Consider the following 12826-nt stretch of genomic DNA (forward strand, 5'->3'; position numbering starts at 1 on the left):
TTGTCGTCGGTAGGTCGTATGAAGCGCGATACGTGCTTCTGATGGTTTAATTTGCGCGTCGGCCGCAGCTATTCGATGATCTTCCGCAGCCCCTCCTGCTTGCGGTAGTCGCTCGGCGTGAACCCGGTGTAATCCTTGAAGATGCGGTAGAACGCCCTGGGCGTCGTGTAGCCGAGCCGCTCCGCGATATCGCCGACCGTCACCTGCGTCCCGGTCAGCAGCTCCTTCGCTTTGCCGATCTTGGCCTGCACGATTTGCTCGCCGAGGCTGAGCCCCGTGATCGTCTTGCAAATCCGGCTCAGGTACGCGGGATGCATGAACACTTTCTCCGCGATGGATTCGATCGTCAAGTTGCGGTCGATATGCGCGTGGATATGGACGAGAATTTTCTCGATCATCTCCTGATGGACATGCGACTTCTTCTCCTCCAGCTTCTCGAACAGGCTGCGGGCGAGCGCGGCCATCTGCGCATGCACTTCCTTCATCGTCGACAGGCGGGCGAGGCGGCGGTCCATGTAGAAGCGGTCCCCGAAGACGTCCTGCAGCTGCAGCGAGAACTCGACGCATGTATCCGATAAGCACGACAAATATTGCAAGTACACGAACTGCAAGTCGGACGGCGTCACGCTCACGTAAGACACCTTGCCGATAATCTCGTCGATGCAGGCGATGATTCTGTCCCACTCGTTGAGCCGGAAGCTGATCTTCAGGTGATCCTTGATCTCGTTCCAAGGGATGACGCTCGCGTCGAATTCCCGGTTCGTATCCATCTGCGCCACGATCGGGTCGTGCACGATGCTGCCCTTGCCGAAATACGCCTTGTGCGAGACGGCGTGCATCGCTTGATCGTAACAGCCCTTGATGGCCTGCATATGCGCGCCGCTGCCGCTGATGCCGATGCTGACCAGGATATGCAAGTACCGTTCCAGATCGGACTGCACCTGACGGCTCCATTCGACCGGAAGCTCCGGCTGCCCGTTCCGCGCGGCGTCGTAATTGAGCAGCACGGCGATCCGGTATGGCTCCTGGCGCCCCGCCACGGCGACGCCCCGGCTGCCGAACGACTCCTCCGCGATATTCTCGATCGAATAGTACATCAGCTCCTGTTCGAGCGGCGTGAATTTCTGCTTGAAATCCGCGACGTCCTCCAGCTCGATCGCGAAGCAGACGAAGCTGTCGTGCGGGAACGCTATCCGCATCGGCTCCGGCACTTCCAGCTGCGCGAAGCCGCTCACATTGCCGGTCAGCAGGCAGCTCAGCTGACGCTGCTTGAACATGCCTTGGTTCATGCGGATCGTCTTCATATAGGTTTGATTCTGATGATTCATGCGGTTAAACAGCTGTTCCAGGTAGTTGATCTCGTTCAGCCTTGCAGCCGGCTCCGGCTGCGTCCGGTCGCCGGACAGATTGCGGAGGTACCGCAGCAGCTCGCGCAGCGGGTTGTAAATGTTGTTCGAGCTCATCCAGGCGGCCAGCGCTCCCAGAATAATGAGGACGAGGCAGATGGAGAGAATGCTCCAGAGCAGAATCCGGTTGTTCTTCGTAATGGTTGCTTTCGAGACGACGTATTCGTACTGCAGGTCCGAGACGGACGACTTCTGCGAGATGACGACATAACGGTCCGTCGTCCCGCTGGCGTGCGCCGCTTCGTAGACGTCCTTGTTCCGGTCGGTCAGCAGCATCCCGTGGCTGTTGCGGACGAACAAATAGCCGTACTGGCCGCTTGCGTCCGGACGGGTCAGCTTCGCCGCGTCGATATCGACCGCAATGTATCCGCTTACGTTATTGGCTAAGCCGTATCTCGCGATGTAAGTCAAGACGCTCTCGTTCTTGCTCGTGCGGCGCAGGACGAGGTCGTTCGGCACGTCGTTGGCATCGGGATTGAATATCATATCCATCAGCTTGGCGTCCACCTTGCTGCGGAAATCGTCAAACTCATAGACGGCGATCCCGTCCACGGACGAAATCATCCGTTGGGAGCGGAGATCGACGAGCGCGAAATTCTTGATATGGTTCTGGTAGGCTTGCCGCTTGCGGTCGAGCTCCGAACGCACGTCCAGGTAAGCGGCGGAGTAGGGCACCTTCGACAGGACGCTGCCGTAGAAATTGAAATTCATCATGATCTCGTAGATGAACGCCTGCATTTGCTGGAAAGTCGTATCGTTCGCGCTCACCATCTCCGCGAGCAGCTGCCTGCTGTACGCTTCGCTCTGCTTCTTGGCATTGCCGATCGAGACCTGATAGGACAAGATGCTGGCCAGCACGGACGGAATGATGGCGATGCACAGCAGCACGATGAGCAGCTTCGTATAAATATTGTTCAATAAGCGACGTTTCCTCTTCAATAGATATGCCCCTCTCCGTGCATAACTTTTGCTGATTCGCTCTCTTCGCTTATGTCCATTATACCGGAGAACGGCCTAAGGAAGACCGGATTCTCGCCGGTCTTCCTTAACGAAACAGCCGTTATGATTTGAAATTCGCCGCGTAGAGATCGTTCGCTTCCTTCGTCAGCTGCTCGCCGCCGTTATCCTTGAACCATTTCAGGAAATCGTCGTAGGCGCTGAGCGGCGCTTCGCCGATGACGATCTTCGTGAACGTCTCGTTCCACTTGTCGATGATGCGCTGCTCCGTCGTCGCCGTCGACGGCAGCGGAAGCATGAAGATGACGTCCGGCTTGCCGGTGTAATATTGGTTAGTCGCCTCGACCAGCTTCGGATCCATATATTTCTTGACCAGATCGATGTTGCCGAACGGTCCGAACAGCGACCCGCCCTGGCCGTCCATCGAGCCGACGCCGAGCGCGGCGGTCTCCGGCGATTTATCGTTGTCGTAAGGCTGGATCGCCACCGGAATGCCGTCCGTCAGCTTATACGATTTGCCCTCGATGCCCCAGTGCGTCAATTTGTACAGCTCCTCGTCCGTGGCGATCGTATTGAGCATGGAGAGGATTTTCTTCACTTTGTCCGGGTCGTCCTTCAGCTTCGCGGAGATGCCGACGAAATTCTGGCGTTTGCCCCAGGACCAGACGCCCGCATCGCCGTTCGGTCCCGCCGGGGATTTGGCATTCACGTACTGCACGGTCGGAATGTTCTTCTGCAGGTCGTCCGTGTTGGGCGAGCTGATTTGGTTCAAGCCGCGCGTGCCCATGACGTACGTGCCGGTGTTGTACTTGGCGCCGTATTGATCGCCTTTGTCCGTGACGAACGCCGGATCGATATAGCCCGCGGCGTACCATTCGCGGAGTTTGGCCAGCGCGTCCTTCGTGCCCGGCAGCGTCTCTCCGCGCGCGACATTGCCGTTCGCGTCCAATTGCCATGTGTCCGGCATCGAGCCGTACGCGCCGAACAGCCACGACCAGGCGTTCCAGCCGTATTGCATGTCGGCTCCGCCGAACATGTACAGCTTCTTCACGCCCGGGCTCGTCGTGGCGGCGATCGCTTTCTCGTCCGCCTTGATCGCTTTGAAGGCGGCGTCGTATTGATCGATCGTCGCCGGCACGTCGGCAATGCCGGCGGCATCCAGAATATCCTTGCGGAACGTCATCGCGGAATCCCACGGCACGACCGTCAGATATTGCGGAATCGCGTAGTTCTTGCTCTCAACCTTGGTCAAGCCCCATAAGCCCTGGTCGACCTGATTCAAGGAATTGATGACGTCGGGCATCTGCTCTTGAAGCAGGCTTTCCGGCAGCTCTAGCAGCATGCCCGAGCTTGCGAGCGTCGCGACGTCCTTCGGGTCGGCGATGCGGATAATGTCCGGCAGGTCGTTGGAGGCGGCGAGCAGGTTGATTTTGTCCATCTTCGCATTGACGAGGTCGATCTTGACGTTGAATTTCTTCTCGATCGCCTGCTCGACGTCCGAATCCTGCTTCATGCCGTCCAACTGGAACGAGCCGTGATACTTGATTTCATACGTCTTGTCTGCCGGCGCCGGCTCCGCCGCATTGCCCGCGTTCGTCGAGCCTGCGCCGTTCGCGGCCGCCGCGCTGCCTCCTCCGTTGTTCGCCGCCGCGCTTCCGCTGCCGTTCCCCCCATCGCCGCCGTTCGAGTTCGAATTGCCGGAGCAGCCGACCATGCCGGCCGTCATCAGGACGGCGAAACTGAGCATCAAGCCTCTTCTCGTCTTCGTCATTGCTCGATTCATTCGTGACCCTCCCCTTCGATTGATCGTTGACGCCTGAAGTGTACCATGCCTGAAATGTACCATGACGGACCGGTCGCGGATAACGGACGATTATGCATTTATGTGCTCATGGGCGCTGCCGAACGCGGATGAACGGAAAAAGCCCCCTATATTCGCTTTGCGCACTCCGCCGCCCGCCGCCTTCCGCCATCGACCACTGCCCGTATCCTCTGCTTATCGCCCAGCGCTTACCTCGCTGCCATCGCCCGCCGCTAGCCTTTGAGCGAGCCGAGCGTCACCCCTTTGACGAAATACTTCTGGATGAACGGGTAGATGATCAGCGTCGGCAGCACGCCGACCAGAATGACCGTCGCCTTGACCTGCCCCGGCAGAATCCGGTTATTGGTGCTGCGAATGAAGCCGGAGAGCGAATCCATCTCGGCGTTGGCGACGTACTTCCGCAGAATGAGCGGCAGCGTGTATTTGTTCGGATCGTTGATGTACAGGTAGGCCGAGAACCAGTCGTTCCAGAACATGACGGCGAGGAACAGTCCGACCGTCGCCAGCACGGGCTTCGAGAGCGGTATGACGATCCGCAGGAAGACCGCGAAGTCGGACGCCCCGTCGATGACGGCCGCCTCGCGCAGCTCGGCCGGGATTTGCCGGAAGAAGTTGATGAGCAGAATGATGTTGAACCCGGCGATCAGCCCGGGCACCCATAGCGGAATCCAGGAATCCATAAGGTTCAGCTGCTTGACCAAGAGGTAGCTCGGAATGATGCCGCCGGAGAAGAACATCGTGAAGACGATCATCATCGTAATGAACCTGCGGAACGGATAGTGGGGCAGCGACAGCGTATACGCGGCGCCGGCCGTCAGCAGCAGGCAGCCGACGGTGCCGACGACGGTTACGATGACGATGTTCAAGTAGCTGCGCCAGAAGACGTCGTCATGGAACAAGCCCTTGTACGTATCGAGCTGGAAGCCCCGCGGCCAGAACATGAATCCGCCTTTGCCCGCCTCGAGCGGCGAACTGAACGACAGCGAGAACGTATGCAGGAACGGATACACCATCGTGAAGCAGAGCAGAACCATGAAGACGTAATTGAGCCAATCGAACCAGGTGGATTTGCGGCCTGCCACAGCGCCCGCCTCCTTCTACCAGAGTGAATTTTCGCCGTCGCTCGTCAGGCGGATGACCCAGTTGGACAGCATGATGAGCACGAAGCCGACAACGCCCTTGAACAGTCCCATCGCCGTCGTGATGCTGTACTGCAGCTGCGAGACGCCCATGCGGACGACATACGTGTCGATGACGTCGGCGACCTTGTACACCTGCGTATTGTACAGGTTGAACAGCTGGTCGAAGTTCGCCGACATCAGCCCGCCGACCTGCAAGATGAACGTGATCCCGATGACCGGCATGATCGCCGGAACCGTGATCGACTTGATCCGCTGGAAGCGGCTTGCCCCGTCGATAAGCGCGGCCTCGTACAGCTGGGGATTCACGCCAGCGATCGCCGCCAGATAGATGATCGAGCTCCAGCCCATGCCTTTCCATATGCCCGAGCCGATGACCAATTCGATGAAGTTCGTATTGTTCGTCAGGAAGTTGTGGGTGCGCAGGCCCATATCCTCCAGCAAGCCGTTGATAAGGCCGTCGATGGAGAACAGCAGGCTGATGAAGCCCGCCATAATCGTCCACGGAATGAAATACGGGAGATACGTCAGCGTCTGCACCGTGCGCTTGAAGATCGAATGCCGGATCTCGTTCAGCAGCAGCGCGAACAGGATCGCCGCCGGGAAGCCGAACGCCAGGTTGAGCAGGCTGATGACAAGCGTGTTCCGGATGAGCCGCAGAAAGTCCGGGTACGTGAAGAACATGTGGAAATGCTTCCACCCGACCCACGGGCTGCCCCAAATGCCTTTCCCGATGTTGTAGTCCTTGAACGCGATCACCAGCCACAGCATCGGAAAATAGCAAAAGACGAGTATCGCGATCAGGACCGGAAGCAGCAGCAGCGTGAGCTGCCAATGCTTCACGACGCCCTTCAGCCCGGCCGTCAGTCCGGACTTGCCTGTGCTGGCGCGTCTTCGCCGCTTCGCCGGTTCGGACTTCATCGGTTCCGTGAGTTCCATATCATTCTCCTCTCTCTCTCGACTGAACGGCTTCGACTGAACGGCGTTCATGCCTATTGGGTATTCATGGTTGAAGGAATGCGGTTAAGTGAAAACAGCCTCAGTATACCAACACCCGCATCGGAGAAGTAGTGACTTTTCCCGCATATGCAGGACCTATTATTAATGAAGGGCTTATTCGCGCCCGAATGTCCCGAATGCGCACTGCGGCTTCTCGGCGAGGGAGACGGGCGCGCTCACGGGCTGCCTCTTGCGAGCCTTGCGAACGGGTAGGACGCCGCGCAACGCAAAGACGCCCCAAGCGCGGTCGGCGACCATGCTTGGGGCGTTCTCGGTTCGGCTGTAATTGCGGCCGGGATATCATGCGGCCGCTCTCCCGTTCAATCCGCTTGCTGCAAGCGTTCAAGCTCGCCCGCGATCCCCGCGATGATGCCGTCGAACCACGGCTTGCCTTGCGGGAACCAGCGCCGGCCCGCTTGCGCGAACCAGGCGAGGTGCAGAAAGTGGTAGAGCTGCAGTATGCCGGGCTCGACAAGGCCCGAAGGCTCGACGCCGAGCGAGAGGAGCAGCGCCGCGCGGTCCAGCGCGACCGGCGCGAGAATCGGCCGCTGCCAGTCGAGGATGATGTACCCGCCCGGCGCGGCCAGCACATTGTCGGCCTTCAGGTCGGCATGAACGTAGCCGGACGGCGTGCGGAACGCCTCCCGGATCGCCGCGCTTCCGCTCCATTGCCGGAGACGGCCCAGCATGGCTTCGCCGGTCTTGACGAAGCTGCCGTCGTCGATCGACGCCTGCACATCGTCCAAGGCGGCGCCGATATACGCGGCGAAGCGCTCCTCCGTGCGGAGGTCCGCCATGGCCGGCAGCTCGCCCTCGATCGCGGCGATGCCGGCCAATAGCTCGTCGGCGATCGCGGCTGCTTCCGCCTTCCGCGGACGAAGCTCGCTCAGCCGCGGCGCCTCAATGTCCGCCATGAGCAATGCGGGCGGACGGCCCTTCACCTCGATCGCGCTCGCCTCCGCGAGCAGCGGCGAACGGGCCCGGGCATAGAACTCGGCTTCCAGCGTCGGCGGCGCCTGCACCTTATAAATATAGCTGCGCCCGTCCGCCGTACGAATCCGCTGCACGCAGGACAACGGCCATTCGTGAATGGAAGCCCGCTCCGTCACCGGACTGCCAAGGATATCGGCCAGTTCGCCGTCATCGTGAAGCGATAATTCGAAGTGCGGATGCAAATGCATGTCCTTGCTCCTCCCATCTTCTGCTCGTTCTCCGGGTCACAAGACGACAAGCCCGCCGGGTGCTCCCCAGCGGGCTTGCCAGCCGTGACGCTTTCCGTCACCATTATCCGTCACCCGTCGCCGCCGCGCAATCGTCGGATTGGCAGCTAGGCGGCAATCGGTTATTTGATGCCGGAGAACGTGATCCCCCGGATGAACGCCTTCTGCACGCCGAAGTACAGGAGGATAATCGGCACCGTGATCAAGGCGCTTGCCGCCATCATCATCTGCCATTCCGCGCCGTGCTGCGTCTTGAACGAGGAGAGGCCGAGCATCAGCGTGTACTGCGATTCATCCGACAAGTAGATGAGCGGACCTTGATAATCCGTCCAGCTGCCCATGACTTGGAACAGCGCCACTGTCAGCAAAGCCGGCTTGCAGAGCGGCAGCATGATCTGAGAGTAGATGCGAAGCTCCGAGGCGCCGTCGATGCGTCCCGCGTCCTCCAGCTCCTTCGGAAGCCCCATGAAGAACTGCCGCAGCAGGAAGATGTAGAACGGAGCGCCGAAGAAGGCCGGCAGCCACAGCGGCACGTTCGTGCCGACCCAGCCGAGATTCTTGAACACGATGAAGATCGGAATCATCGTAACCTGATACGGAAGCATCATGATGATCAGCGTCAAGCCGAACAGCGGCTTCGAGCCCTTCCATGGAATGCGCGCAAGGCTGTAAGCGACGATCGGGCACGAGAACAGCACGCCGGCCGTCGCGAGCGCCGTAATCGTCAGCGTGTTGCCCAGGTAGCTCCAGAACGGGAAGTAGCTGATCGCGTCCGGGAAGTTGCTCCACATGAGATGGCTCGGAATCCATTTCGGCGGCCAGAGGAACAGTTCCTCATCCGGCTTCAGCGCGGTCGAGATAATCCATAGGAACGGCGATAAGAAGAACAAGCCGAACACCACCAAGAAGATATGGGTCGCGGAGTTCTTGATTCTGCGGATTGCGTTTGGTGACATCGATCGTCATTCCTTTCCTTGGTAGTGGACCCAGCGTTTCTGCGAGATGAAGATCAATGCCGTCAGCGCGACCACCATAAGGAACAGAATCCAAGCCATGGCGGATGCATAGCCCATCTTAAGATACAGGAACGCGTTCTGGTACAGATACATGACGTAGAACATCAGGGAATCGGCCGGAGAGCCCGTACCATTCGTCAGCGTATACGGCAGAACGAAGTTCTGCATCGTGCCGATGACGCCCATGATGAGATTGAAGAAAATAACCGGCGTCATGAGCGGCAGCGTGATATGCCGCAGCTTGCGCAACGTGCTCGCCCCGTCGATGTCCGCGGCTTCGTAGTAATCTTGCGGGATATCCTGCAGGCCCGCCAAATATATGACGATCGCTTGCCCGACGCCCCATAGGCTCATCAGAATAAGCGACGGCTTGGACCAGCTCTCGGAACCCAGCCACGGCGGGCCTGGAATGCCGATCTGCTCCAGCCAATAGTTGACAAGTCCGAACTGCGGGTTCAGCAGCCACAGCCAAATGATCGTCGTCGCAACGGCGGGCACGAGACTCGGAATGAAGAACAGCGTCCGGTAGATGCCCTGACCTTTGATTTTCGTATTCAGCAGAAGCGCAAGTCCGACGCCGACGGCAATGTTGAGCGGCACGGAGATTAAGGTATAGTACAGCGTATTGTAGATCGCGATCTTGAACGTCGTGTCGCCCATCAGTTCCTTGTAGTTACCGAAGCCTACCCACTGTCCATGATCCAGGATGCTGTAGGTCGTAAAGCTGTAATAGATCGACATGATCAGCGGATACGCGCTGAATGTCAGAATGCCGATGATCCACGGCGAGGCGAACAACACGCCGTACAGCGCCATCTTGCGTTTGTAGCTCGAGGATTTCGTCCTGCTATTGGGAACGGCCTTCAGCGTCGGCGCTACATTCTCGTTTGCGGCCATTTGAATCATTCCTCTCCGATCTAAAGGCGCCTCCGGCGTGCCTTACCCGCAGAGGCGCCTTTGCCGATTTATTTCGTGATTTTGGCGAGCTCGTTGTCTACGTTCTTCTTAACATCGTCGAGCAGCGCTTGCGGCTCGCCTTTGCCGTTGATCGCCAAGTCCTGCACGCGGAACATTTCGTCCCACAGCTTCTGGCCGACAGGCGAAACCGGACGGAAATGCGCATTCGGCATCAGATCGAGGAATACTTTCAGGTTCGGGTTCTCATCCATCTTCAATTCGGTATTAACGCCTGGCATTGCCGTGATATCGTTGCCGGCATCCGGACGTTTCGCCCACAGGAGCGTACCGTCGTGGCCCGCGATGAATTTCAGCAGCGTCCAAGCCGCTTCTTTATGCTTCGTGCCTTTCGGCATGACGTACGAGTGACCGCCGGACCATGTCGTCGGCTGCGTGCCTTCCGGACCCGGAATCGGCGTTACGCCCCATTCGAACGTCGGTTTCGTCTTCGCCAGATCGTTCAGGATCCAGTTGCCGTCGACGATGAAGCCGACTTTGCCCGTCCAGAACGGATTGAGACCCGTTTGGCCCATCGCGTTCGAGAAGCTCGACAGCGTGGCGATGTTATACTTCTTCGCGTAGTCGGCCATCCATTGCAGCGCCTTGACGTTCTGCGGATCGTTTGGCGTCAGTTGGCCATTGTCCTCGAACTTGCCGTCCATCGCCCAAGCATATGCATAGATCGAGCCTTGGTTCATCCATGGCACGAAGCCGACGGTGTCGTATTTGCCGTTGCCGCCCTTCTTGAAGATCTTGTCCGCCATCGCGTCCAGCTCTTCCATCGAGGTCGGCGGCTTCTCCGGATCGAGACCAGCTTGCTTCATGAGCGTTTTATTGTAATACAATGCCCGGTCGTCCGTGCCCCACGGCAGAGCATACGTCTTATTGTCATAGTTGGCTTCCGCCCATACCGCAGGGTAGTAGTCGTCTTTGCTGATATTGTCCCGTTCGACCAGATCGGAAATATCTTCAAGCGACCCTTTGGCGGCCCAGGAGCCGACCATGAAGCGGTCCAGCTGCGCGATGTCCGGCGGATTGCCCCCGGCGATGGAGGTCAGAAGTTTGTCGGTGCCTTCCACGTATGTCATTTTTACTTTGATATTCGGGTATTTCTTCTCGAACTCATCGATGACGTACTTCTGATAGTCTTTCTTGAAGTCGCCGCCCCAGTTGACCCAGAAGTTGACCGTCTCCTGCTTGTCCCCGCTGCCGGAGTCGGCTGCCTTATCGCCGCCGGAAGCCGCTGCATCATCTTTGCCGTTGTTCGCCGCAGCGTTGGCTGGCGCGTTCGTGCCGGAGTCTGCGTTGCCGGTAGTGCCGGAGTTGCCGTTGCCGGAATTGCTGCCGCAGCCCGAGAGCACTACAATGGCCGCCAATGCCGCCACCGAAAGGCTATTGAGTTTCCATTTCATATGAATCCTCCCTTTTTATGTTCGAGTCTCTTTTATTGTAAGCGTGTTCATTGGATAAGTAAGGGAGGTCTCTTTTGTTTTTACCGTGTGCGTTTTTGTCTCTTAGTTCGACATCTACAATCGGAAGCCGCATCATTACGCGCGTTCCCTCTCCCCAGATGCTGTCGATTTCGAGTCCGTATGCCGGACCGTAGGTGAGCCGCAGCAGCGTGTTGATGTTCTTGATGGCAAAATTGCTTCCGGCCCGGAGCGCTTCGCCGTCCTGCAGCGCGTCGCGGATTTCCGCAAGCTTGTCCTGCCGCATGCCGACGCCGTCGTCGGACACGACGAAGAGCAGCCCGTCCTCTACCCGCTTCCATTCCACCGTTACTTTCCCGCGTCCCCTCTTCTTCTCGATGCCATGGAAAATGGCGTTCTCCACAATCGGCTGAAACGCGAATTTCAGCACCTCGCAATCCAGCAGCTCATGATCCGCGGTTAGCGAGAGCGCCACCCGGCTGCCGAAACGCGTCTGCTGAATGTCGCAGTAATGCTCGATCAGGGCGATCACCTCGCTGACCTTCACGAACTCCCGGCCTTCGTTCAGGCTGATCCGGAAGTAGCTCGACAGCGAGTGAATCATCGTATCCAGTTCCTTGACCTTATATAACTTCGCAATCCAATGAATGGAATCGAGGGTATTGTACAGAAAATGCGCGTTAATTTGCGAAGCGAACATCTTAAGCTGCAGCTCCTGCTGGAGCAGCCGCTGCACGTAGAGCTCGTCGATCAGCTCCTTGATGCGGGCGATCATCGTATTGAAACCGCGCGACAGCAGGCCGAACTCGTCCTTGCGGTTCGCGTCGATCTGGATTTCGAAGTTGCCGCTCCGCGCTTCCTGCATCCCCTTCAGCAGGCGCCGCACCGGCTTGTTCAGCTGCCAGGCCGCGAACAAGGCGTAGCCGAGCGCGACGGCCATGAAGCCCACCGCCAGGTAGAACGTGAACCAGCCGAGCACGCGCGATTCCTGGACGAGCGCCTTCTCCGGGACGAGACCGACCAGGCTCCAGCCGTTCGCGAGCTGCGCATGCGTTACCATCATCCGTTCGCTGCCGATCATTTGCGTGTCGATGGATGAAGCCGACTGCGGCATCTTGAACGGAATCGCCGACAGCAATTGGTCCGGCGCGCGGCTGCCGATGATGCGGTTCTCCGCGTCCACGAGCATGGAGCTTCCCACTTTGCCCAGGTTGATCTGCGACAGAATCGTCTCCGGATCGATCTCGATCAGCATGACGCCGATAACCCGGTTCAGATTGTTCATGTCCTTGATCGCCCTGCCGAAGCAGAAGACCGGTTCCTCCCAGCGATCGTCGGCCCAAGGCTGCCGAATGAGCCCCTTGCGCATGCCGAACCAGACGACCTTGCCGTCGCCGGCAACGATGTCCCGGTACCAGTCCGTCGTGCGGATCGCCGACGTCGTGGCCGGCATCGATTGATACCCCGTGGAGTATTTGTACGAATTGGCATACTCGCCGAAGATGTACAGATTAATCAGGTCGTTCTTCGTATTGAGCTGGTTGGCGATGAACTCGCCGATGTCCTTATTCGTCTCTTCCCGGTCGTAATTGTCCACGAAATCGTCTTTGATCCCCTTCTGGAGCTTCTTGTTCCCGAGCAGATAGAAGGATCTCGTGCTGTACTCCTCCATAATGAGGTCGAGCCGCTCGCCGGACTGCTGAATCGCCTGCTGCGTGATGTAGCCGACCTTGTCCTGGATAATGCGCGTGGATTTGTGGTAGAAATAGTACCCCATGAATGCGATGCTGACGGAAATGCCGACGAAGCATAGCAAGAACAAGCGGTGTCCAACGGAGGTCCAATTAAACTTCGGCAGCCATTTCATGTGCGCATCTCCT

Annotated in this window: 9 protein-coding genes; all 9 read right to left on the reverse strand. The window is 58.4% G+C overall.

Annotated features, from left to right (window positions below):
• Positions 1 to 68: 68 nt before the first annotated feature.
• The 9 genes from GXP70_RS26840 to GXP70_RS26880 all read right to left on the reverse strand — a co-directional run bounded on the left by GXP70_RS26840 (position 69) and on the right by GXP70_RS26880 (position 12813).
• A complete protein-coding gene (locus GXP70_RS26840; protein ID WP_162359645.1) occupies positions 69 to 2345 on the reverse strand; it encodes a helix-turn-helix domain-containing protein in 2277 nt (758 codons plus the stop codon).
• Positions 2346 to 2466: 121 nt separating this feature from the next.
• The gene (locus GXP70_RS26845; RefSeq protein WP_162359646.1) at positions 2467 to 4146 is read right to left on the reverse strand and encodes a type 2 periplasmic-binding domain-containing protein; all 1680 of its coding nucleotides are present in this window, start codon (positions 4144 to 4146) and stop codon (positions 2467 to 2469) included.
• Between the two features lie 251 nt (positions 4147 to 4397).
• Entirely contained in the window at positions 4398 to 5267 is an 870-nt protein-coding gene (locus tag GXP70_RS26850; protein ID WP_162359647.1) for a carbohydrate ABC transporter permease, read from the reverse strand.
• Between the two features lie 15 nt (positions 5268 to 5282).
• Complete coding sequence (locus GXP70_RS26855; RefSeq protein WP_225442570.1) at positions 5283 to 6263, reverse strand: ABC transporter permease; 981 nt, start codon at positions 6261 to 6263, stop codon at positions 5283 to 5285.
• 380 nt (positions 6264 to 6643) lie between these two features.
• Positions 6644 to 7504, reverse strand: coding sequence for a phosphotransferase (locus GXP70_RS26860; RefSeq protein WP_162359648.1), 861 nt, complete (start codon positions 7502 to 7504; stop codon positions 6644 to 6646).
• Positions 7505 to 7665: 161 nt separating this feature from the next.
• Positions 7666 to 8499, reverse strand: coding sequence for a carbohydrate ABC transporter permease (locus GXP70_RS26865; protein WP_162359649.1), 834 nt, complete (start codon positions 8497 to 8499; stop codon positions 7666 to 7668).
• A 6-nt stretch (positions 8500 to 8505) separates the two neighbouring features.
• On the reverse strand, positions 8506 to 9456 hold the full coding sequence (locus GXP70_RS26870; protein WP_162359650.1) for a carbohydrate ABC transporter permease: 951 nt from the start codon (positions 9454 to 9456) through the stop codon (positions 8506 to 8508).
• A gap of 68 nt (positions 9457 to 9524) precedes the next feature.
• The gene (locus tag GXP70_RS26875) at positions 9525 to 10928 is read right to left on the reverse strand and encodes an ABC transporter substrate-binding protein (RefSeq protein ID WP_162359651.1); all 1404 of its coding nucleotides are present in this window, start codon (positions 10926 to 10928) and stop codon (positions 9525 to 9527) included.
• A complete protein-coding gene (locus GXP70_RS26880) occupies positions 10909 to 12813 on the reverse strand; it encodes a cache domain-containing sensor histidine kinase (RefSeq protein WP_162359652.1) in 1905 nt (634 codons plus the stop codon). Before GXP70_RS26880 ends, GXP70_RS26875 begins: the two co-directional genes overlap by 20 nt.
• Positions 12814 to 12826 lie beyond the last annotated feature (13 nt).

The organism is Paenibacillus lycopersici (assembly GCF_010119935.1).
Classification (GTDB): domain Bacteria; phylum Bacillota; class Bacilli; order Paenibacillales; family Paenibacillaceae; genus Paenibacillus_Z; species Paenibacillus_Z lycopersici.